Source organism: Flavobacterium sp. GNP010, from assembly GCF_056428945.1.
In genome coordinates this window covers 87,689-108,590 of the sequence record NZ_JBWJVK010000007.1, presented here as the reverse complement: position 1 = coordinate 108,590, position 20,902 = coordinate 87,689, and the positions used below count along the sequence as shown (strand labels likewise).

Below are 20,902 nucleotides of genomic sequence, written 5' to 3'. Positions count from 1 at the left end.
AGTTTAGCAATCATTCTTTAATATCTCGCAACCGCAATTGCAAGCTTGTTTTGCCGTTCCACTCATTTTCATCAATACAATACACGGCTTGAAAAGATTTTTGGTGCGTAGTTAGTTTGATTTTGTTGCCCAAATTAAAACCAATTGCAGCAATGCCTTCAGTCCCGAGGCTTTGGGATTGTTTGACAAAAAGTTTTAAGTGTTCATCCTCCTGACCCATAGGTTTTCCATAACCGGTGTCTTTGATGTTTTTAGTCAAGAAAACGGGCGTCATATTTTGGGGTCCGTACGGTTCAAATTGTTTTAGGATTCGGATTAATTTTGGTGTGATATCAGCAAAATCAATTTCGGCATCAACTGCAATTTCTGGTGTTAACATATCCGGATGAATGGTTTTTTCTACTTCTTTTTCAAAAGCATCCTTGAAGATTTGATAGTTTTCTTTCTTCATCGTCATTCCCGCAGCATACATGTGACCTCCAAATTGTTCCAAATGTTCTGAACATGCTTCCAATGCATTGTATACATCAAATCCTTTTACAGATCGAGCCGAAGCAGCATACTTATCGCCGCTTTTGGTAAAAACAAGTGTTGGGCGATAATAGGTTTCAATCAATCGAGACGCGACAATTCCAATGACACCTTTATGCCAATCTTCTTGAAAAACGACGGAAGTAAAGCGTTTTTTTTCATTGTTTTGCTCGATTTGTTGTAAGGCCTCTTTGGTGATTAATTTGTCTAAATCCTTTCGTTCTGAATTATACGCCTCGATTTCAGAAGCAAATTGTTGGGCTTGCTCAAAATCAAATTCGGTTAACAATTCCACCGCGTGATTCCCATGTTTAATACGTCCTGCAGCGTTTATTCTGGGTGCGATAATAAAAACAACATCGGTAATATCTAGAACTTTCTTTTTTATTTGGTGAATGATGGCTTTGATTCCTGGCCTTGGGTTAGAATTAATGACTTGCAGTCCAAAGTAAGCTAATACTCTATTTTCTCCAGTCATGGGAACGATATCAGCGGCAATGGCAGCCGACACTAGATCCAAATACGGAATCAAATCTTCGGTAGTTTGGTTTTGGTTGCGACCCAATGCTTGAATCAATTTAAAACCGATTCCACAACCACACAATTCATCATAAGGATAAGTGCAATCGTCTCGTTTTGGGTCAAGAATAGCAACGGCATCGGGTAAGAATTCTCCTGGTCTGTGGTGGTCACAAATGATAAAATCAATATTTTTTGCTTTGGCGTAGACCACATGATCGATCGATTTTATACCACAATCTAAAGCGATAATAAGCGAAAAACCATTGTCATCTGCAAAGTCAATTCCTTTAAATGAAATGCCGTAACCCTCGTCATACCGATCCGGAATATAGGTAGCAACATTAGGGTAATAGGTTTTTAAATAGGAAGAAACGAGCGAAACAGCAGTAGTGCCATCAACATCATAATCGCCAAAAACAAGAATATTTTCTTCGTTTTCGATTGCTTTCTCAATGCGTTCTACGGCCTTTTCCATATCTTTAATTAAATATGGATCATGTAAATTATCTAAACTTGGACGGAAAAATGCTTTTGCTTCCTCAAAAGTGTTAATGCCACGTTGCACTAATAAAGTGGCCACAAAATCTTCTACATTTAAGGCTGTCGCCAAATGTTTCACAGTCTCCTCTGAAGGTTTTGGTTTTAAGGTCCAACGCATATTGATTTGGTGTTTTAAAATTGTGTTAGGAATTTTGTCAGCTCGAGCGCATTCGAGACTAATTGATCTGTCTCGACTGCGCTCGACCTGAAAGAGAATTTGTATTTTTATTTCAACACTAGAGCACTTCCGTAAAAAGCGATTCCATCCCAGCCCGTTTTCATGAAATTGCGTATGTTCTGATGATCAGTACCGTTTGGATTTCCTAAAACATCTTCAAAATAGTAAGCGCCAAAGCAAGCTAAAGTTTCTTCTGGAGTTAGTTCCTGCAGTTCCGCAAAAGAAAATAATTTACAAGATCCTGAGTTTTCTCCGGCAGCATTATGCTGTAAGCCGTTTTCAAAAGCTGTTGGTTCAAAGGTATAGTGATCTTCAATTACAGCCATAGTTTCAGCAAAGGTGATGGCTTTTGGTGTTTGATTTAATTTTTCTAAAAAAGCAGGGATAGTCATAATTATAGTAGTATTAGAATTCTAATGCAATTGTATTTGCAGCAAAAATAGCTCCATCCATATAGCCGGGATTTTGTGCAGCTGTTTCTGCCCCAGAAATGTATAATTTTTGGTTTAGGAAGGGATTTTTAAATAGTGGATGTCCGTTGTTTTGATGTGCTAAAACCAACTCTTTGTAGGGATGGAATGTGAAAGGTTCCTCTCTCCAAACATTTTCAAAATAGGCGATATAATCGGATGCCTCGGGGCCAAAAAAGGTAATCAATTGCTGGATTACTTTTTGTTGGCGTTCCTCTTTAGAAAGTACCGCTGTTGCACCGTTTAGAAATCCTTTTAAAGCAAATCCTGAATTATCGGCGGTACTGTGGTCGTACATTTCTTGAATAATACTGGCTTGGCTGAATAAGGTTCCAGAATAATTCTTTTCTTTCCAAAAAGGAGTTTTGTATTCTACTGAAAACTTTATGGATTCACCCATCCAAGTATGGGTTTTATTTGCCAATTGAATTATATTTTCAGGTAAATTAGGTTCAAATAGTATCGAGTTTATAAATAAATTAGGTGGAATAGTACTGATGACTTTATCAGCAGAATAGCTATTTCCCTCTGAATCCATTAGAATTAATTTTTTATTTTCCTCTTTTATTGAGATGATTTTGGTGCTTGTTTTAATGTGTTCAATACCAATTTCAGTAGTTAATTTGTTAATTAACGCAGACGTTCCACCTTCAATTCGAAAAGAAGGTTCTTCCGCATCGGAGATTTCAAATTTTTGTGGCGGTGCAAACGACATAGTTTCAAATAATGAAATGCCTTGAGTATGTTGCTTGAAAAAAGGGATTTCTAAAGTGTGTAGTACTTTCTTCAGATTATAGTGTTGGTTCCCAAACCAAGTGGCACCCATTTCCATAGTCACTTTTGTTGTGCCTGTGATCGTTTTTATGCGACCTCCAATTCGTGAATTGCCCTCTAAAATCAGTATTTCAATTCCTTTTTTTTGAAGTAAAAAAGCAGTGTAGAGTCCGCAGAGTCCAGCTCCAATTAAAATAACTTTTTCTTTTTTCATGATTATTCTTCCTCAGAAAATTTACTTTTTTTAGGTTCTTTAGTTATTATTTTTCCACCTACAACCACTACAATTTCACCTCGAGGCGCTATTTTGTCAAAATGAGCAGCGACCTCTTTTACAGTGCCACGAATATTTTCTTCGTGCAGTTTGGATAATTCCCTAGAAACCGATATTTGACGGTCTTCGCCAAAATAGGTGATGAATTCCGCTAAAGTCTTCACTAATTTATGAGGGGAAACATATAAAATCATGGTCCTTGTTTCTTCGGCTAAAGCCAAATAACGAGTTTGACGTCCTTTTTTATCAGGTAGAAATCCTTCGAAAACAAATTTATCATTGGGTAAACCACTATTGACTAAAGCTGGTACAAATGCTGTTGCACCTGGCAAACACTCCACTTCAACTCCGTTTTCAACGCAAGCACGAGTCAATAAAAAACCCGGATCTGATATCGCTGGTGTTCCCGCATCCGAAATCAAAGCTATGTTTTCCCCAGCTTTCAATCTCGAAATGAGATTCTCGACAGTTTTGTGTTCGTTGTGCATGTGATGGCTGTACATGTGTGTGCCAATTTCGAAATGCTTTAATAGTTTTCCGCTCGTACGGGTATCTTCGGCAAGAATCAAATCAACTTCTTTAAGAATTCGAATGGCTCGAAAAGTCATGTCTTCGAGATTGCCAATGGGTGTAGGAACGATATATAATTTTGACATAGCTGAAATAATTTAGTAAAAATCTCCAAAAGTATCATTTCTGATCGCAATGGAAATCTAGGATATTTACAAGAATTTTTTCTCTATAATATCCATAAAACGTTCTTCATAATCTTGTTTTCCTTCCCAATTGTTGTAGTCTGGTTTCACCATTTCTTGAACAAAATCGCGGGTTTCATAAAAGGTGTTGAACGTGATCAATTGGTTTAAAACACGGTTGTAGTCTTCGCTGCTGTTACCGAAAAGGTGTTTTATAAAAGCAATACGATCATTTAGATCAATGTTGATTCCTTTAGCTAATTTTTCGTTCAAGGAAATAGCTTTTTGTTCAACAGTTTCTTCTTTTATAATTTCTTCTTTTTCCTCCTTCACAATGATTTCTTTCGGAGGGTTGATCACAGCTTCTTTAGGAGTATCTTTAATTTCTTGGACCTTTACAAATTGAGTGTCATGGTAATTTCCACCTAATAAATCTTCAAAAGAAATTTGGACCGGTTCCTTTTTCTTTGACATTTCTTGTTCCGTTTCTGTTCCGTCCTCTTGAGTTAGCTCAAAATCGGGATGGATTGAAGCGATTTCAGTGGTTATAATTATTTCTTCTTCAATTTCTTTTTCTTCCTCAACAACCATTAATTCTTCTGATTCTGGTGTTCTTACTTCAGTACGTGCGCTTACTTCTATAAGAGTTTCAGTTTCCACTGCCGCTTCAAGTATCGGTTCCACTTCATTTATTTCTGCAGCTTGCGTGGTTTCTTCTACCGGTATTTCGTGGATTTCTTCCGAAACAGTTGCTGCAATTATGGGTTTAATTTCGGTTTGTGGCAATGCTTCTTGGTCAAAAATAGATTCGATTTTTTGTTCTAATGCGACTCCTCCAATTGTAGGCTGTACTTCGCTAAAGTGCTCCTCTATAAAGCGCAATACAGAAAGTTTCTCATACAATTTCTGTGTCTCTAGATACAATTGGTTAATGTCAGATTTATTTTTTAGCTGTAATATTCGGTGTGCAATGCTGATTAAATCGGCTTCCAATTTTTTTTTCATACTGTTGAAATTATAGCGTGTTAGGCAGGTCTGTGTCTATGGTTATTGTATATCTTCTTTAGAAAAGGAATTCTTTATGGATAAGATTTATTTTTTTAAATAACTGCAGTCAAATACTCGATTTGATATAAATTGTATACTTTTGAAACGACGTAAAAGTATAAAATTTTTAAGTCGGTTTATCTATTACGAAGTAATAAAAACTATTCATTTTTTAAGTCAGAAAAATACAAAATGTTTCTCGAAAATACAGTAAATCATAAAGAACAATTTGGTTGGATCGAAGTCATTTGCGGCTCTATGTTTTCGGGTAAAACCGAAGAACTGATCCGTCGTTTGAAAAGAGCGCAGTTTGCCAAACAAAAAGTAGAAATCTTCAAACCATCAATAGACACGAGATATGACGAGGAAATGGTAGTGTCTCATGATGCTAATGAAATTCGTTCTACGCCCGTTCCCGCAGCTGCTAACATTGCTATTTTGGCGCAAGGTTGCGATGTAGTAGGCATTGATGAAGCACAGTTTTTTGATGATGAAATAGTCAAAATTTGTAACGATTTGGCCAATCAAGGAATCCGTGTGATTGTAGCTGGACTGGATATGGATTTTAAAGGAAATCCCTTTGGACCCATGCCTGCCTTAATGGCAACTGCTGAGTATGTAACTAAAGTGCATGCGGTTTGTACCCGCACCGGAAATTTAGCAAATTATAGTTTTCGTAAAACCGATAATGACAAGCTTGTGATGTTAGGCGAAACCGAAGAATACGAGCCATTAAGTCGTGCCGCATATTATCATGCGATGCGGAAGGATGCAGATAAAAAATGAAAGCAACATCGCAATGCTCATGTTTGCGGTTATTTAAAAAATAGACGAATCCGATAAATTAACAACAAAAATTTTAAAAATTAAAACTATGAAAAAACTATTTTTACTATTCATTCTTTTTTTCGTTAACTCAATTTATTCTCAAAGTAAAGAAAGTTCTACTAAAGTAAATGCTTTTGAAATTAAAAGTAATAGCAAACAAGAGTTACAAAATTTTGATTGGACAAAAGTTAAACAATTTTTCAGCGAGAATGACAAGCAAGATGATATTACCATTATAATTGACTATTTTGAAAAGTCTGAAAATAATAAAAATGATAATATTTTAAAAACTGAAATAAAGGGGAAAACTTTTGAATTGAATAAAATGGTAAGAACTGCAAAAAAAATTACTCGAAAATTATTAAAGAGTAGATCCGTCTGAACCTAAAATATAATATTTTCAATGTTCAAGTAGTATAAACTGCATGTTAAATAAATTTAAGATTTAAATAAATGAATTTACTTGAAAGATACTAACAAATGTAAAACATACACTTTCAGGTATTTGAAAATAGTACGAATTTACAAGTAAATTTATAATTATATTTTAAGAATTTTTTTAACAAAAAACAATCAATCCTTAAGTTAGCAATCTCGCCAAAGCCCGATACATTTATAGGGAATCCAAACGGAACTGAAATATAAATTTTTTAAAAAGGACAAAGTCTTTCACAAGTGGAAAGGCTTTGTCCTTTTTAGTTAAAAATAGATTCTAAGGTAAAATCTAGTTCTGGAAATAGTTTGCTTTGAATGGTATCTTCCTCAATTAATGGATGCATTCCTATGAATTGATTTTCTTTTAGAACATAAATGAAAACCGTTTTGTCGGCTGGGTTTACAATCCAATATTCAAGAACTCCAGCTTCTTCATACAAATCAAATTTATACTTCATTTCTTTATTGGAATTTCCGGGGGATAGAATTTCTATAACCAAATCAGGAGCGCCAATAGCGCCTCGTTCGTCTATTTTGGAATCATCGCAAATTATACACAAATCAGGTTGAACCACAGTATAAATTTCTTGGTCTAATTTCGATTTTTTTTTATCTATCAATCGAACATCAAATGGAGCAGCAAAAAGATTGCAAGCATGTGGTTTGAAAAAATTAAAAAGATGTCCATGCAGATTTCCAGAAATTCGTTGATGAGTAGTACTTGGTGCCGGACTCATCTTAAAAATTTTTCCTTTTATCAATTCCAGTTTTTCCTGAAATTGCCACGTTAAATAATCGGCATAGGAATAGGTTTTATTCAAATCTAATTGATTGATGTCCGTTATCATAAGGCTTCTTTTTTGCAAAGTTACTAAAATTTATCACTCCTGTATTTGAAGGCATTTCAACTTATTAAACACAAACAAAGAAGGCTAACCCAGAAAAAGTGAATTTTGTTATCTATAAAACTGAATCAGAAATCAACAATTTTTACATCTTCTTCCTCATTCTCGCCACTGGAATATCGAGTTGTTCTCTGTATTTTGCAATGGTTCTTCTTGCGATTGGATAGCCCTTTTCTTTCAAGATTTCGGCAAGTTGATCGTCTGGAAGTGGTTTTTTCTTGTCTTCTTCTTCAATCGTGTTCTGAAGGATTTTCTTGATTTCGAGTGTAGAAACATCTTCACCTTGATCGTTTTTCATCGATTCTGAGAAAAACTCTTTGATTAGTTTTGTACCATACGGTGTTTCTACATATTTACTATTGGCCACACGTGAAATGGTCGAAATGTCAAGACCTACCATATCAGCAATGTCTTTAAGGATCATTGGTTTCAGTTTGGTTTCATCACCATCTAGGAAAAATTCTTCTTGATAGTGCATAATGGCGTTCATGGTAACAAAAAGCGTTTCCTGACGTTGGCGAATGGCATCGATAAACCATTTAGCCGAATCCAGTTTTTGTTTAATAAACTGTACTGCATCTTTTTGCTGAGCCGATTTGTCTCGAGAATCCTTATACGTTTGCATCATTTCTTGATAATCCTTAGAAACGTGCAGCGATGGTGCATTCCGTCCGTTCAAGGTCAGTTCCAATTCGCCATCTACAATCCTAATCGCAAAATCAGGAACCACATTTTCAGTGACTTTGTTGTTTCCAGTAAACGAGCCGCCTGGTTTTGGATTCAGTTTCTCAATTTCGTGAATGGCTTTTTTAAGCTGTTCATTAGAGACACCGTACTTTTGAAGTAATTTGTCGTAATGTTTTTTAGTAAAAGCATCAAACTGATTTTCGATAATATCGATCGCTAAATCAACAGATTCTGTGGGTGTTTTGTGTTTCAATTGTAACAGCAAGCATTCTTGTAAATCTTGTGCTCCTACACCAGAAGGTTCTAGTTCATGAATGACTTGCAGCATTTTTTGCACCATCTTTTCATCGGTGTAAATGCCTTGAGTAAAAGCCATGTCATCTACCATATCTGGTACGCTACGGCGGATGTAACCCATGTCATCAATACTTCCTACTAGAAATTCAGCTATTTCACGCTCATCATCATTCAGGATAAAAGTATTTAACTGATTGATTAAATCTTGGTGGAAACTTACTGGTGCAGCAAATGGCGTTTCGCGATCATCATCATCGTCACTGTAATTACTGGTTTGTGTTTTATAATCAGGCGTTTCATCGTTGCTTAAATATTCGTCAATATTGATGTCTTCGGCTTCAATGCGCTCTGATTCGGCATCATCATAATCATCATAATCTTCGTTTTCGAACTCGTCTTTCTCGTAATCCTCTTCCTCTTTTCCAGTTTCAAGAGCTGGATTTTCGTTCATTTCCTCGAGTAAACGTTGCTCAAAAGCTTGCGTAGGCAATTGAATTAACTTCATCAGCTGAATTTGCTGTGGAGATAATTTTTGGGATAATTTTAAATTTAAGAATTGCTTTAGCATTTTATATTTTGTTGTTTTTGTTTAAGGTTTAAAGTTTCAGGTTGTTGAACTTGAAACTTTAAACGGGAAACAAATTTTTAAAATTCTGCATTCATTGGTGTTCTCGGGAAAGGAATTACGTCACGAATGTTTGTCATTCCTGTTACAAACAAGACCAATCTTTCGAATCCAAGTCCAAAACCAGAGTGAACCGCCGAACCGAATCTTCGGGTGTCAAGATACCACCACAATTCTTCTTCATCAATCCCTAAGGCTTTCATTTTTTCTACCAAAACATCAAAACGCTCTTCTCTTTGAGAGCCACCCACGATTTCTCCAATTCCAGGAAAAAGGATATCCATGGCGCGAACTGTTTTTCCATCTTCGTTCAAACGCATGTAAAATGCCTTGATATTTGCCGGGTAATCAAACAAGATTACCGGACATTTAAAGTGTTTCTCCACTAAATAACGCTCGTGTTCTGATTGTAAATCAGCACCCCATTCGTTAATGATATAGTTGAATTTTTTCTTTTTATTTGGCGTACATTCTCTTAAAATATCAATGGCTTCCGTGTATGAAACACGTTTGAAATTGTTCTCTAAAACAAAGTTTAATTTGTCAAGTAACGCCATTTCGCTTCTTTCAGCAACTGGTTTCGATTTCTCTTCGTCCAATAATCGTGTTTCCAAGAATTTCAAATCTTCAGGACATTTGTCCAAGGTGTATTTGATCACATATTGAATAAAATCTTCAGCCAAATCCATGTTGTCATTCAAATCATTGAAAGCCACCTCTGGCTCAATCATCCAAAATTCTGCAAGGTGACGCGAAGTATTCGAGTTTTCGGCTCTAAAGGTTGGTCCAAAAGTATAAATTTGGCCCAAAGCCATCGCGAAAGTTTCTCCTTCTAGTTGTCCAGAAACGGTAAGGTTCGTTTCTTTCCCAAAGAAATCTTCTTTGTAATTTACTTTTCCGTCTTCGGTTCTTGGTGTTCCGTCAAATGGCAAAGCCGTAACTTTAAACATTTCACCGGCACCTTCTGCATCAGATCCCGTGATAATTGGGGTGTTCACATATACAAAACCTTTCTCCTGAAAATAACTGTGAACCGCATACGATAATACCGAACGTACTCTCATAATCGCTCCAAACATATTAGTACGAACTCTTAAATGTGCATTTTCACGCAAGAAATCTAAGCTCGGTTTGTTTTTTGGTTGTATCGGGAATTTCTCCGCATCTGAATCTCCAAGGATTTCCAGTTTAGCCACCTGAATCTCAAATTTCTGTCCCGCACCTTTACTTTCTACCAAAGTTCCTGTTACAGATATTGCTGCTCCAGTAGTAATTCTCTTCAGCGTTTCGTCTGGCGTGTTCTCAAAATCGACAACACATTGTATATTATCAATGGTCGAACCATCGTTTAAGGCAATAAATTGATTGTTTCTAAAAGTTCTCACCCATCCTTTTGCATTTACTTCATGAAGCGTTTTTGTGCTGTTTAGTAAGTCTTTAACTTTTGTATGTCTCATTTTATGTATATAGTTGATATTAAAAATTGTCTCGTAACCGAACTGCAAATATAAATGATTTGTTTGTAATTGTCACGGTGAGAAATGAAGCATTCCAACGCTGTTTCTGTTTTTTGGAGCTCTTTCCCGCTATCCATTGCAATCTTATTGTTTTTTGAAACAAAAACAATAAGGATTTCCATTTCTATCGGGGCTAGGGTGTAGTGGCTAAAAGAATATTTTGCTCTTGTTTTGTCATTCTGAGGAACGAAGAATCTGTGTTTAGTTTGCAATTTGCGAAGATTCTTCCTTTGCCAGAATAAAAAATTTGTATAATTTGAGCATTATTTTATGCTTTTTTCTGAGTTTATTTTGTCATTCTGAGCAACGAAGAATCTGTGTTTGTTGCTCAAGTTGTGAGGATTTCACAATTGTCAGAATAAAAAATTTGTATAATTTGAGCATTATTTTGTTTTTTTCTCCGTTTATTTTGTCATTCTGAGCAACTAAGAATCTCTGTATAGTGTGCAATTTGTGAAGATTCTTCCTTTGTCAGAATGACGAATTATGACTAAAAAATACTGTTGCAATTGTAAATGCTGCCACTTTGAAAATCAAAACTTGACAAACCGAATAACACTTTGTATTTTTGCCTCATGAACGACAATTTTGTAACAGAGTATTTTGGCATTGGCATTCAAAACGGAAAAACACCGGAGAACTTAGGGGTTTTATGGCGTACCGCACAAAATCTTGGTGCAAGTTATATTTTTACTATTGGAAATCGATACGCTAAGCAAGCTTGTGATACGCATAATGCTGTAAAGTCAATCCCTTATTTTCATTACGAAAATTTTGAGGATTTCTATAACAACTTACCCAAAGGCGCTCGCTTAGTAGGTGTGGAACTCGATGAAAACGCTGTTGATCTCGAAACGTTTGAACATCCACGACGTTGTGTTTATCTTTTAGGTGCCGAGGATAACGGTCTATCGAAAGCAGCTATCGCAAAATGCCATCATTTGGTTAAATTCAAATCTGAGAAAAGTTTAAACGTATCTGTTGCAGGCAGTATTGTGCTTTATGATAGAGGTCTTGCTAAACCAAGATCCTGATACCGTTTTTCAACTGTTGTTTAATTTTAAGCCCAAAAGCGGCGCATAAAGTAAATTATTTGTTCTATCAGATTAAATCGGTTACATTTATAATCGAAAAAATCAAATGTACACAAATCTAAAATGAAATGTACATTTTTTCAATCAAACAAATAAAGCCAGTACATCAAAGTACTGGCTTTTTAATTATAGTTTAAACACCAATTAACCCACATTTAAACTGAATTTAACTGACTCACCATTCAGTAGTTCTTTGGTTAGCTCTATATTGTTCTCATACACGTGAACATTGCCTAGAAACAATGTGATCGACTTTAGTGGTAGATTGATTTGTTTACTTATCAAGTATAGGTGATAGATATCAGAGGGTAGACCTAAGTTAGCGTCACTAGAACGCTGGTAAGCACTTATAACAACCTTTCCTTTCTCTATTTGAAACTGGACAAGACTTAAACACGGCTGTTGATTGCTCTCAGTGTTGTTAGAACCAAGGAACAATACGTAATTCTTTGATGTACGTTTCTCTTTATTTATTCGCTCTATAAGCTTCGGTAATTGCTCAAAGTAGGTAGGATAACTATTTACTAGAATGGGACCGCAATAATCCCACCAAGTAACGCCTATATCCCTGTAGGCTTCCGTAGAACGCTCTCCTGCCATAAATAGACCAAGTTCGTCTCTTAACTTCTTTTTTGCAACTGCGTGGCTCTCAAACAACACTAAAAGGTCTAACGGTTTTAATTCTAAAGTCTGATTCAAAAGATAGGTGATTGAACCTTTTTTGTTTTGTTGTAGCTTACCTTTATCAAGGATTTTGCTTAGCACTTCGTGATACTTGTTCATTTTTAATTCGATTTTTGATTGATGATTGATTATATTTGCATCTCTCACGGAATTTATAAAACACAATAAAGCCACAGCATAGAAGACTTATGTCCTCCAACGCTGTGGCTTTGTGCTTAATTAAATTACCGTGAGAAGTTTTTAATTGTTGGAGGACTATTTTTTACTTCACGTCATCCTGTGAATTTTATAATTAAATCGAAGTTACATCTGTTAAAATTCCATTATTATAAGTTAGAGTTGTCTCAGGTGAAATACTAAAGCTTCCCGTCCAACCAATTAATTGATTTGGGGCATTAATTGCTATTAATTGCGCGGAATGTTCGATATCCGAAGCTGATGTAATATTACTTGCTACAAAAGTATTTGTGCCCGCATCGTAATAAAATGTCACATCGTGAAAGTGCTCGTTGACAGTATTTGAGCGTTTTTGAACATCTGTCTGACCAGGATTACTAAGCAAATGGGTTACGTCTTGAGCAGTAAGCCCAACTGTATGATAGTGTTCATAAATTAAAACCGGTTCCGCTGGATTTGGGCCTGGATTTGGGGGTTGCGCCTTCCCTACTCTAAACATGAATACATATTCTTCAACTTCAGTATTAGTAAATTCTTTTTTAAGCACATAGCCTTCTGGAGTAATTACTAATTGTTGAACTTCACCAGTTGCTACTGGCACATCCATAAGTTTTAATTTCTTTCCAATTACTTGTTTTGACATAGTTACATTTATTTAGGTTATTAATTTGTTTTATATAGATATTATAAAAAGGTTTGACACGTTTCTTCCTTCGTTATTTTCTATGTTTATTTGTCCGTAAGTGGGCACAAAACCATAAAAATTATAAGTTTCAATTCCATTACTTTCGACAAATAGCAATTGATCTAACCTAAAAAAATATGTGTTTCTTAAATCTCCAAACTCTGAGTAATGAACTAGTTTATTGACTATTGTTTTATCGGTGCCGGAGAGCACATTAAGCACAATGCCAGTTTCTTGAGAAACATTTACAATATCAAAAGTAAGATCGGTAAAAACCGGCACGCTTTGTTCATATACAAAAGGTAAAGAATCCTCAAATTCGCTTAATGGATCGTACAAAACAAAAACAGACCCGAAAGGAAAACTTCCTTGTAAAAATGTATTTATGGGGTTGCTTAATCGCTCTTCAAATGAGTATAATGCATCTTCAAAAATAGTTCCATCTGGAGTTGTAATTCTCACATTACAGATTGGACCTCCTGATGTATTAAGCCTAGAAATTATACCTTCATTTACTTCAACTGATATTGAGCCATTTGAATAAGACAATATGCGTCCAATTAAGTTAGGTTCAACATAGCTACTAAGTTGCTCAAAGTTGCCCCCGTAAAAAGTTCCAGCATTTAAATATTCACCTTCAACCATACCCGTGACAGTATCGCCCGCTGTAGGTTCATCCGCAAAAAAAATGAGGTTATTTCTATTGATTAAAAAACGACCCGATATTTTTACTGCGGCAAAAAGATCAGGATGTGCGTTTGCGTCCTGCTTATGCAATTCAAATTGTTCCCTTTCAGCCTTTGCATTCAGAGTAGAGCTAAGGTTCGATACTGCACTTTGCGGTATTGATTCACTTTTGTTCCAAAAACTACCCCACGAAGCCCAAAATTGGGCTTGTGTAGGCTTTTTACCAGTCATAAACCAGTCATATATTTGTGCTAATGTTGCCATAATTTTATCCTATATATTCAATAAATAATACTACTCTATATGGGTTCAGTATTGAAAATTCTTGATTGGCACCCACTGTATTTGTTTTACCTATTGTAGGAGCATTGCTACTGCTTCTAATTCGGTAATTCTGGTTTCCATCTCCGCCTGCGTTAAAACCTTCCTTTACTGGAGAATTATTTCCTGTAAGTGCGACTCCCGCATCTACTATGTCGTTAGAAAACATGAAAAAGCTGTGCTGTGGTAGCTCATCAACCGAAAGCATTTTCTTAATTGCCCCCCCCGTTTTACCAATATTTTCAAAATCGATTTGATCCTCATCAAGCCCGACAGGCATTCGACCGCGCCAGTCAACCACTTCTTGCCAACCTGCAGGAATATCAGCTGCGGGTTTATTCCAAAATAACATACCCCCACCAGACTGAAAAACAGCCGTTTTTTTCTCAAGCGATTCAAGTCGAACCATTAACTGTACAACTGGATCGATACGCTTAAAATCTGACCACGGCCACGATGTTTCTGAGGTTCCAAATGTGGCATAACGAAAGGTGTGAACTTGCTTTACTGAACCATTTTCAAAAGCACGATTTACGGGCTCTTCGATAATGATTACATCCGAAGTTCCTGTAACGGCAGCTTCTCTAAATTCTAAAGGTTCGCCATCGATATAAACAACGCCTTTTTTTATGGTAGAGCCTACCAACTCACAACCCGATATGATTGTTAAGTTGCCCGCCAATTCTCCAAAGGCTTGAAAAATTTCGAAAGCAGTTTGTAGTTCCTGCAATCGTTCCGTTTTTAAAGGAAAACCACCTGTTTGATTAAAACTTGTATAATTCATATTAAAAATATTGTATATCTAAATCCGCCAGCTTTATAAAAATCAATGTGCGCTTTTAATCCAAATTCTTGTGAGACTGCTAGTTCAGTAGGAACAAAAACTATAAAATCAAGCCCCGTGTCTGCCGTTTCGCTTTCGGTTCTAAGCCATAGCGTTGGCTCTTCCATTTCAGTCCTCACGTTTACATTTTGCCCTTCAGCTTCGGTGTATATGTAAGTAGTGTCAAAAAATTGTCCATCACTTATGTAAATACGCCTTTGAACTGGATCAAACTTGTCGTTCAAAGTGCCTCTTAAAAAGCAAACCTGCCCTGTATTATTTAGTTTATAGACATTATCTACCCGAAAATTAAACCACTTATCATAAAGGGTTTCAACGGGGGCTATAAGTGCCTGCACAAAATTTACCACTATCAGGTTCCTTAAAAAAGTAGGCAATAAATTGATCGTAAAAACGCGCCAGTTTATATCATACCACATAGGTTATATTTTCAAATGTTACAACTTCATAATAGCCACTTTCAGCGACTTTTGATATGTAAATTGGTTGTGGAGTTCCATAGCCGTTCAACTCTGGCCTTATCCATGAGCTTTCAGCACTTAAAAGAGTGGCGTCTATAACTCCTGGTGCCGCTTGCATCTTATCAACCAATGCTGAAAGTCTTAAATCACCATCAAATGGCAGTTCCTTCATAAACTCCTGTATAGCTTCATTTACTGGATTATTTGCGTTTTGTATGCTCATTCCATTAGCATCAAGCACAAGAGCATCTCGTTTTATTTGAATATTTAAAAACAGCCTGTCTGGTAAATAATTGATCACTGTCGTATCAGTTCCTGCCCACTTGATCTCTTTAATGTAAGCTTCAAAAGATTCTTTTTGACCTGGTGTTATAGGAGAGAGTAAGCCATCTATTTCACCCGCAATTTTTATGATAACACGTTTCTCAGCATCTGACTCATTGACTGCAGCATACTTGATGATTTTAGAGGCTTCGATCTCTTCTTGAGTAGCGACTCCGTTTATAAAATAATCTTTATCAGTCTCTAGGTCAAAACCATATTGAAACTGTAAAGCCATTGTTTTGTACCAAGACAGTCGACCTGATTTTTGATTTGCTAACCTGGTTGTGACTTCTGCCTCATGCGTATCAAAAAGCGCCTCTAATAACCATATTGAAAAAGAAACTGCAAACACGAATAGTCTAAAAATGGCAAATTTACTAGTGGAATTTAGTGAGGATAAGTTCTCATTTGCTGTGATGTTAGCAAAGATTTCGTTTTGTATTACTTGAATTGATCGCGCCATTATCTTACTATAAATGTGGTTCCTATTGTCATTGTTCCTATTCCCAATGTTGGGTTAATCGTTTCTAAATTGTCGTTTGTAATACCTGTTGCTGGAATGATGTTTTTGCTTTCAAGAAATTGAATTTCTCTTTTCAAAACTTCGATTCCCTGAGGAATCACTATACTTTCTCCAGCGATTATATGATCGGTTACTGAGCGACCATTTGCCATTGCTATTGCATAAGCATTTACAACGCTTCCGGTGCTTTGTATTGCAATGTCAAACCATGTTTGTAATACTAGAGCTGTTATCATTTTAGTTTTGGTAAGTTGCCTCAACTTCTATTGTCAGGTCAGGGGCAATTTGTATTTTATTTACATTCATTCCGTCTACTGAGAATTCCTGTCTAATTTCTCTGGCTAGATTCTCTGGCGTTTGATCTTCTAAATATCTAAGAGCTCCAACACCTCTCATAGGAACCTCTTTAAACTCGCACTTATCGCTTAAAATCAAAATTTTTTGATGTTGTGCGGTACTTTCACCTACAAAAAAATCCCCATCAATTATTTGAACATCTAAACTTTCTGATAAAAGAATGTCTTGTGGCATATTAATTTATATTACCGGTTCCGGTACCTGTTTGACTGGTTGCCGTTCCTGTTGTTGTTACATTTACACTAACTTGTCCAGATTTTACAAAAGCTTCAAAAGCATTTGCAATACCTGTAGCTAATCGTTCTATAGATTGACTTGCATTTTGCTCCTCTTCTTGCTCAGCAGTAAACAATTCAATCAAAGCATTTTTAAGTGCTGCTTTATTTAAACTCATTTTAAAAGCTTTTTAAATTTTGTATTCAATTCTTGAAACTCAACTTCATTTACTAGCTTAATCGTAGGTCCTACGTTGGTTGTAAAAACCATGTTACCAATAGCTGTAAATAAATCATCAATTAAACTGGCTAAATTTTCGCCACCAGCCTCAACATGTACTTTATCTGTTAGCTCAAATATTGTGTTGCCAATATAGTAGCCTATCTTTTCAATTTCATCGGCAGCAATAACCATCCAATCCTCATCATCCTCCACACGAACGGCCAATACATAACTGCTTACTTTTGGCACCAGGATAAAACTTTTGTTACCTGTGAGAACCGGGCGAAGTCGAACGTCAAAAAACTCCTGTCCGTCTTCATCAATTAAAACACAGGTTGCCTTTGTTTCATCTACTGATTTTACCTTAGCAATGTTACTCACGGCAGGACCGTCACTTTTAGCCATTGCTTTAAAGCCTTCTCGTATTTGTTCAGCTGTTGCCATTTACTGTGTTATAAATCCTAATTCAATTGTTTGCCTACCTCCAGCAGTTCCAAACTCACCCGATACCGCTTCAATAAAAAACGAACCTGATTTTTCAGGATATTTAAACCCGTCAATTTCGGCTATGTCACCCTTATTGGAGGCGGGTTCTAGGAATGCTGTTATATTACCCTCGTAACCGTTATAATTACTTTTTGTCTGCAATCGGTTTGCAATTTGCTTGAGTAAATCAGCAGGAATACCCGCTTTTATTTTCACAGCTTTTTCATTACTGTATTTATCAGTATCCGATTTAGTGCGTTTTACTTCTCCTTTTCCATCTTTCTCCTGGATCACTACACGAACATTTTTATCAACGATTCGCTTTTTAAAATCATCATCTTTAACGGTATTCCAACCTAATCGAAGCTTTATTGTTTTGCCCTTTTTACCAAACTGTGTACCTACATACAGCTCATTAAAATTGAAATAAACCGCTAACCGACATTCTTTTTTTAACCATTCTAAAACCTGAATACCAGTAGCATTTTTAAACCTTACATTCGTCAATGGAATATTTGGAATTTCAGACGATAAAACTATACCTGTACCAGAACACAAATCAGTAAGCAATTGTTTAACCGTGACGCTCGAGTAACTTTTATTAAAAATCACATCATATAATAAGTAACTATAACCTTCGCATTCTATCTTTACTGGAATGCCCATATTGACCCGCTTTATAAATCCCTCAAAGCGTTTTGTGTTTTTGCCATCATAACCAAGAGCAATACTAATTTTGTCATTCTCTTTAAAAAGATACTGAGGCTTTTTGTCGGATTCTTGAATGTCAACTGTTACTGTTTTCGTATTATTCAAATATTTAATCCTAGGTAGCTCAATAGTGCATGTATCTGTAAAACTGTTAACATCCGTTTTCCAAGTAACCTTTGAAGGTTTTATATTTGGATAGCCTCCAATAGTGATATCGCTGGTTAGGTAAAACATATTTAAAAAGTTAAGTCTTCAATATAATCTGTCTCTACAGTCATTGTAAACGGTCGAATCCATGGTGCTTTTCCTTGTACTTCTGGAAAGTCTAAAGCACTAACAGCAACTCTACAGTTTTTATCTAAAAATATTTCAGGATAACCACCGTGTAGCTCTACAGGCTCAGTTGTTTCAAAAATGTCTTTCAATTTTAATATTTGATCTTCGGGAACCATTCGGTTTTTACCAATCAAAAAGCCTTTTATTGAAAAACGATAGTCATCAATGGCAAAACATTCTTTTACTTTTCCTTTGCGTTCACTAACTGGTGTTCTAATGATTTCCTTCATCATGTTTACGCCTACGGTACAAGCTTCGATTTCAATCTCAATAGGAGTTAATCTATTGTTTTCAACAAAAAATGACTTGAAAGTTATCGGAAACCAAATATCCTGACCGTAAGTCCCAATTTTATTAAAAGCAATGTTTTTACTTGAATAGTCAATACTGCCTTTTGGTCTTGAATTTTCCGTTGTGATGGAATAACCTATCTCTTCAGTAATAGGTTTGGTGTTGCCGTCTGGATTAATGAAATAAGGCGAATTATTAAAATACGTCTTGTATAATTTATACAGATCAAATGCCGTGTTTGTACTCATTTTAAACCATTTTTGAACCGTTATACACTACTCGCGCAAAACACTCCATTACTATTTTTTCAATCTCATTAGCAGATTCGCCAGCGTTCAAAGTGGTAAATTGTAAGTTGTCAAAAAACTTCCCTACAGTAATATTGATCACTTTAGGACCCGCTCCCGATACCGTGGCACCTGCTGACTGACTAGAGGCATTATTTGATGCCATAACTGCTGCGCCTGAGCCTAATTGTGATTCCTTTACTTTTGCTTCCTTATCGGCTCTCGCTTTAGCAACCTTGCTATCAAGCAATGATTGGTTCCTTGCTTTAGTATATGCTGTTCCGCTTCCCTTTGTTGCCTCTGCAAAAACGTTTGTTGCAAAACCTGTAATAGGGTTTGTTTTTAATAGATTGCCTCCTATACTAGATAATATTCCGGGTATGGCTTTAAAGTTTCCACTAAAAATAGCACTGAACAAATTACCAACTCCCGAGAATACTTTTAAAATTGCTTTGGGAATTTGAGTAAAAGCCTCTATAATCATATTAGGTATTTTGCTAAACATCCCCATGATATTACTACCTACTTGTTTTAACACTCCCCAAACACCGTCAACCATTGACCTAAATCCAGAAAAACGATTGTAAGCAATTGCAAGTCCAGCTATCAAAGCCCCTATAGCAACAACAACAATGCCTATTGGATTTGCAGTCATAGCTATATTTAGCAACCATTGAGCAGCCGTAACAATACCAGTTTTAATTGCTAGCACTGCCATTATAGCTTGATAAGTTACCAATGCGCCACCAATAACACCAAGAGTAACAATAAAAATATTAGCACTAGTGGTGCCTGAGTTTATCCAATTTGCAAATTCAACGATATAACTTCCAGCAGTTAAAAAAGCGGTGCCAATATCAAGCGCTCCTGTAATCAAGGGCATAAATGCAACGCCTATTCTTGCAAGTGTATTGATCATTTTTTCTTGGAAATTGCTCCACTTTCCTTGCATACTGTTTTGTGCATTTTCTAGAGCTCCATAGTATAAACCTCCTTTTGATGCTGACATAGATAAAGCGGCTGATAATTGCTCATAAGTAACATCCATCTCCTTGACTTGGTCAATACTTTTACCTGTACTTTTTGCTAATAAAGCGTAAATATTAATACCAGCTATACCGAACTGACGCACATCCATTGCGGTAGCTTTACCCACCGTTTTTATTTGTTGCATATTAGCTGCCATTCTAGTTAGTGTGTCGCTCGTACCACCAACCGCTACAACTGCATTCGCTAAGTTCATGCTGTCATATCTTGCAGCCTTAGCATTGGCTCCAGCCGAAATTAAGGAACGATTAACTTCTAACAGTGATTGTGTGTCAAATGGTGTAGCTTCAGCATCTTTTTCGATATTAGCATACGCCGTATTGGCTCCCTGCTTTCCTAAAAAAGTAGACATACCATTGATGTTAGTTTCTTTGTTCATGGCTCCTTGAACAATTGAACCTAAACCACTGCCTGCCATTGCAACACCAGCAGTTGCAATACCTCCAATCATAGAACCTACTGCAACACCTCCTATACCGATTCCACCACTACGGCTAGAACCGCCAACATTGCCAGCGTGATTGCTTGACATTCTTTGCAAACCGGCAAGCTCTCTTCGCGCTGCGGCTATTTGGCTAGGAATGGTACTTCTTGAAATGATATTTTCAACCTCTCTAATTCTAGATTGAAGCTCGTTAAAGCTCATTCCTAAAACTTGATTTCTCCTGGTAACTTGATCAACAGACTGGCCCATTCTATTAAATGCCGATTGTGAGGCCGAACCAACTCTCGTTATGTTCGAACTCATCATATCGCGCATTTTTAAAACAAATTCAATCGTATTATTCATGTCTTAGTTACCTTCTTTTTTAGCCAATTCTAGT

Annotated in this window: 24 protein-coding genes; 3 read left to right on the top strand and 21 right to left on the bottom strand. The window is 36.3% G+C overall.

Going from position 1 to position 20,902, the window contains the following annotated elements:
• Window positions 1-10: 10 nt before the first annotated feature.
• The 5 genes from recJ to AC061C_RS04510 all read right to left on the bottom strand — a co-directional run bounded on the left by recJ (window position 11) and on the right by AC061C_RS04510 (window position 4,989).
• Entirely contained in the window at window positions 11-1,711 is a 1,701-nt protein-coding gene (recJ, locus tag AC061C_RS04530; RefSeq protein ID WP_478290204.1) for a single-stranded-DNA-specific exonuclease RecJ, read from the bottom strand.
• Window positions 1,712-1,818: 107 nt separating this feature from the next.
• Window positions 1,819-2,163, bottom strand: a complete 345-nt coding sequence (locus tag AC061C_RS04525) for a HopJ type III effector protein (RefSeq protein WP_458566512.1) — start codon at window positions 2,161-2,163, stop codon at window positions 1,819-1,821.
• A 13-nt stretch (window positions 2,164-2,176) separates the two neighbouring features.
• Complete coding sequence (locus AC061C_RS04520) at window positions 2,177-3,229, bottom strand: flavin monoamine oxidase family protein (RefSeq protein WP_458566513.1); 1,053 nt, start codon at window positions 3,227-3,229, stop codon at window positions 2,177-2,179.
• 2 nt (window positions 3,230-3,231) lie between these two features.
• Window positions 3,232-3,945, bottom strand: coding sequence for a 16S rRNA (cytidine(1402)-2'-O)-methyltransferase (rsmI, locus tag AC061C_RS04515; protein ID WP_417944882.1), 714 nt, complete (start codon window positions 3,943-3,945; stop codon window positions 3,232-3,234).
• Window positions 3,946-4,011: 66 nt separating this feature from the next.
• Entirely contained in the window at window positions 4,012-4,989 is a 978-nt protein-coding gene (locus tag AC061C_RS04510) for a DUF8457 domain-containing protein (protein WP_478290203.1), read from the bottom strand.
• A 234-nt stretch (window positions 4,990-5,223) separates the two neighbouring features.
• On the opposite strand from AC061C_RS04510, the gene AC061C_RS04505 reads away from it, so the two are divergent.
• Together AC061C_RS04505 and AC061C_RS04500 are read left to right on the top strand one after the other, a co-directional pair.
• On the top strand, window positions 5,224-5,817 hold the full coding sequence (locus AC061C_RS04505) for a thymidine kinase (RefSeq protein ID WP_144894199.1): 594 nt from the start codon (window positions 5,224-5,226) through the stop codon (window positions 5,815-5,817).
• An 88-nt stretch (window positions 5,818-5,905) separates the two neighbouring features.
• Complete coding sequence (locus AC061C_RS04500; protein ID WP_417975689.1) at window positions 5,906-6,241, top strand: hypothetical protein; 336 nt, start codon at window positions 5,906-5,908, stop codon at window positions 6,239-6,241.
• A gap of 313 nt (window positions 6,242-6,554) precedes the next feature.
• Here the strand turns inward: AC061C_RS04500 and AC061C_RS04495 are convergent, their stop codons facing one another.
• The 3 genes from AC061C_RS04495 to asnS all read right to left on the bottom strand — a co-directional run bounded on the left by AC061C_RS04495 (window position 6,555) and on the right by asnS (window position 10,265).
• Window positions 6,555-7,142, bottom strand: a complete 588-nt coding sequence (locus AC061C_RS04495) for a Uma2 family endonuclease (protein ID WP_458554142.1) — start codon at window positions 7,140-7,142, stop codon at window positions 6,555-6,557.
• Between the two features lie 142 nt (window positions 7,143-7,284).
• Window positions 7,285-8,751, bottom strand: a complete 1,467-nt coding sequence (rpoN, locus tag AC061C_RS04490; protein ID WP_458566516.1) for an RNA polymerase factor sigma-54 — start codon at window positions 8,749-8,751, stop codon at window positions 7,285-7,287.
• 77 nt (window positions 8,752-8,828) lie between these two features.
• Window positions 8,829-10,265 (bottom strand): asparagine--tRNA ligase, encoded by a 1,437-nt coding sequence (asnS, locus tag AC061C_RS04485; protein ID WP_458554140.1) that lies wholly within the window; start codon window positions 10,263-10,265, stop codon window positions 8,829-8,831.
• A 635-nt stretch (window positions 10,266-10,900) separates the two neighbouring features.
• Between asnS and AC061C_RS04480 the strand changes: the two genes are divergently transcribed.
• Window positions 10,901-11,359: an RNA methyltransferase gene (locus AC061C_RS04480; RefSeq protein ID WP_309757761.1), complete on the top strand. Its 459-nt coding sequence runs from the start codon at window positions 10,901-10,903 to the stop codon at window positions 11,357-11,359.
• A 204-nt stretch (window positions 11,360-11,563) separates the two neighbouring features.
• Here the strand turns inward: AC061C_RS04480 and AC061C_RS04475 are convergent, their stop codons facing one another.
• The 13 genes from AC061C_RS04475 to AC061C_RS04415 form a co-directional block, all read right to left on the bottom strand.
• Complete coding sequence (locus tag AC061C_RS04475; protein ID WP_478290202.1) at window positions 11,564-12,202, bottom strand: thymidylate synthase; 639 nt, start codon at window positions 12,200-12,202, stop codon at window positions 11,564-11,566.
• A gap of 193 nt (window positions 12,203-12,395) precedes the next feature.
• Entirely contained in the window at window positions 12,396-12,923 is a 528-nt protein-coding gene (locus tag AC061C_RS04470) for a hypothetical protein (protein WP_458554135.1), read from the bottom strand.
• Between the two features lie 30 nt (window positions 12,924-12,953).
• On the bottom strand, window positions 12,954-13,916 hold the full coding sequence (locus AC061C_RS04465) for a hypothetical protein (protein WP_458566519.1): 963 nt from the start codon (window positions 13,914-13,916) through the stop codon (window positions 12,954-12,956).
• Between the two features lie 4 nt (window positions 13,917-13,920).
• On the bottom strand, window positions 13,921-14,757 hold the full coding sequence (locus tag AC061C_RS04460; RefSeq protein ID WP_458554132.1) for a hypothetical protein: 837 nt from the start codon (window positions 14,755-14,757) through the stop codon (window positions 13,921-13,923).
• Window positions 14,754-15,236 (bottom strand): hypothetical protein, encoded by a 483-nt coding sequence (locus AC061C_RS04455; RefSeq protein WP_478290201.1) that lies wholly within the window; start codon window positions 15,234-15,236, stop codon window positions 14,754-14,756. Before AC061C_RS04455 ends, AC061C_RS04460 begins: the two co-directional genes overlap by 4 nt.
• On the bottom strand, window positions 15,226-16,065 hold the full coding sequence (locus AC061C_RS04450; protein WP_458554130.1) for a nucleotidyltransferase: 840 nt from the start codon (window positions 16,063-16,065) through the stop codon (window positions 15,226-15,228). Before AC061C_RS04450 ends, AC061C_RS04455 begins: the two co-directional genes overlap by 11 nt.
• Window positions 16,065-16,361: a hypothetical protein gene (locus AC061C_RS04445; protein WP_458566522.1), complete on the bottom strand. Its 297-nt coding sequence runs from the start codon at window positions 16,359-16,361 to the stop codon at window positions 16,065-16,067. The genes AC061C_RS04450 and AC061C_RS04445 overlap by 1 nt, the downstream gene beginning before the upstream one ends.
• A gap of 1 nt (window position 16,362) precedes the next feature.
• Entirely contained in the window at window positions 16,363-16,656 is a 294-nt protein-coding gene (locus AC061C_RS04440; RefSeq protein ID WP_458554128.1) for a hypothetical protein, read from the bottom strand.
• A gap of 1 nt (window position 16,657) precedes the next feature.
• Window positions 16,658-16,876: a hypothetical protein gene (locus tag AC061C_RS04435; RefSeq protein WP_458554127.1), complete on the bottom strand. Its 219-nt coding sequence runs from the start codon at window positions 16,874-16,876 to the stop codon at window positions 16,658-16,660.
• Window positions 16,873-17,364 (bottom strand): hypothetical protein, encoded by a 492-nt coding sequence (locus AC061C_RS04430; RefSeq protein ID WP_458554126.1) that lies wholly within the window; start codon window positions 17,362-17,364, stop codon window positions 16,873-16,875. The genes AC061C_RS04435 and AC061C_RS04430 overlap by 4 nt, the downstream gene beginning before the upstream one ends.
• The gene (locus AC061C_RS04425; protein WP_478290200.1) at window positions 17,365-18,351 is read right to left on the bottom strand and encodes a hypothetical protein; all 987 of its coding nucleotides are present in this window, start codon (window positions 18,349-18,351) and stop codon (window positions 17,365-17,367) included.
• Window positions 18,352-18,353: 2 nt separating this feature from the next.
• The gene (locus tag AC061C_RS04420) at window positions 18,354-18,992 is read right to left on the bottom strand and encodes a DUF6046 domain-containing protein (protein ID WP_458566527.1); all 639 of its coding nucleotides are present in this window, start codon (window positions 18,990-18,992) and stop codon (window positions 18,354-18,356) included.
• A 1-nt stretch (window position 18,993) separates the two neighbouring features.
• The gene (locus AC061C_RS04415) at window positions 18,994-20,868 is read right to left on the bottom strand and encodes a tape measure protein (RefSeq protein WP_478290199.1); all 1,875 of its coding nucleotides are present in this window, start codon (window positions 20,866-20,868) and stop codon (window positions 18,994-18,996) included.
• Between the last annotated feature and the right edge of the window lie 34 nt (window positions 20,869-20,902).

What these genes read in the sequence shown, in the direction of transcription:
- recJ (WP_478290204.1), bottom strand. Translation starts at nt 1,711, where the DNA reads ATGCGTTGGACCTTAAAACCAAAACCTTCAGAGGAGACTGTGAAACAT.
- AC061C_RS04525 (WP_458566512.1), bottom strand. Translation starts at nt 2,163, where the DNA reads ATGACTATCCCTGCTTTTTTAGAAAAATTAAATCAAACACCAAAAGCC.
- AC061C_RS04520 (WP_458566513.1), bottom strand. Translation starts at nt 3,229, where the DNA reads ATGAAAAAAGAAAAAGTTATTTTAATTGGAGCTGGACTCTGCGGACTC.
- rsmI (WP_417944882.1), bottom strand. Translation starts at nt 3,945, where the DNA reads ATGTCAAAATTATATATCGTTCCTACACCCATTGGCAATCTCGAAGAC.
- AC061C_RS04510 (WP_478290203.1), bottom strand. Translation starts at nt 4,989, where the DNA reads ATGAAAAAAAAATTGGAAGCCGATTTAATCAGCATTGCACACCGAATA.
- AC061C_RS04505 (WP_144894199.1), top strand. Translation starts at nt 5,224, where the DNA reads ATGTTTCTCGAAAATACAGTAAATCATAAAGAACAATTTGGTTGGATC.
- AC061C_RS04500 (WP_417975689.1), top strand. Translation starts at nt 5,906, where the DNA reads ATGAAAAAACTATTTTTACTATTCATTCTTTTTTTCGTTAACTCAATT.
- AC061C_RS04495 (WP_458554142.1), bottom strand. Translation starts at nt 7,142, where the DNA reads ATGATAACGGACATCAATCAATTAGATTTGAATAAAACCTATTCCTAT.
- rpoN (WP_458566516.1), bottom strand. Translation starts at nt 8,751, where the DNA reads ATGCTAAAGCAATTCTTAAATTTAAAATTATCCCAAAAATTATCTCCA.
- asnS (WP_458554140.1), bottom strand. Translation starts at nt 10,265, where the DNA reads ATGAGACATACAAAAGTTAAAGACTTACTAAACAGCACAAAAACGCTT.
- AC061C_RS04480 (WP_309757761.1), top strand. Translation starts at nt 10,901, where the DNA reads ATGAACGACAATTTTGTAACAGAGTATTTTGGCATTGGCATTCAAAAC.
- AC061C_RS04475 (WP_478290202.1), bottom strand. Translation starts at nt 12,202, where the DNA reads ATGAACAAGTATCACGAAGTGCTAAGCAAAATCCTTGATAAAGGTAAG.
- AC061C_RS04470 (WP_458554135.1), bottom strand. Translation starts at nt 12,923, where the DNA reads ATGTCAAAACAAGTAATTGGAAAGAAATTAAAACTTATGGATGTGCCA.
- AC061C_RS04465 (WP_458566519.1), bottom strand. Translation starts at nt 13,916, where the DNA reads ATGGCAACATTAGCACAAATATATGACTGGTTTATGACTGGTAAAAAG.
- AC061C_RS04460 (WP_458554132.1), bottom strand. Translation starts at nt 14,757, where the DNA reads ATGAATTATACAAGTTTTAATCAAACAGGTGGTTTTCCTTTAAAAACG.
- AC061C_RS04455 (WP_478290201.1), bottom strand. Translation starts at nt 15,236, where the DNA reads ATGTGGTATGATATAAACTGGCGCGTTTTTACGATCAATTTATTGCCT.
- AC061C_RS04450 (WP_458554130.1), bottom strand. Translation starts at nt 16,065, where the DNA reads ATGGCGCGATCAATTCAAGTAATACAAAACGAAATCTTTGCTAACATC.
- AC061C_RS04445 (WP_458566522.1), bottom strand. Translation starts at nt 16,361, where the DNA reads ATGATAACAGCTCTAGTATTACAAACATGGTTTGACATTGCAATACAA.
- AC061C_RS04440 (WP_458554128.1), bottom strand. Translation starts at nt 16,656, where the DNA reads ATGCCACAAGACATTCTTTTATCAGAAAGTTTAGATGTTCAAATAATT.
- AC061C_RS04435 (WP_458554127.1), bottom strand. Translation starts at nt 16,876, where the DNA reads ATGAGTTTAAATAAAGCAGCACTTAAAAATGCTTTGATTGAATTGTTT.
- AC061C_RS04430 (WP_458554126.1), bottom strand. Translation starts at nt 17,364, where the DNA reads ATGGCAACAGCTGAACAAATACGAGAAGGCTTTAAAGCAATGGCTAAA.
- AC061C_RS04425 (WP_478290200.1), bottom strand. Translation starts at nt 18,351, where the DNA reads ATGTTTTACCTAACCAGCGATATCACTATTGGAGGCTATCCAAATATA.
- AC061C_RS04420 (WP_458566527.1), bottom strand. Translation starts at nt 18,992, where the DNA reads ATGAGTACAAACACGGCATTTGATCTGTATAAATTATACAAGACGTAT.
- AC061C_RS04415 (WP_478290199.1), bottom strand. Translation starts at nt 20,868, where the DNA reads ATGAATAATACGATTGAATTTGTTTTAAAAATGCGCGATATGATGAGT.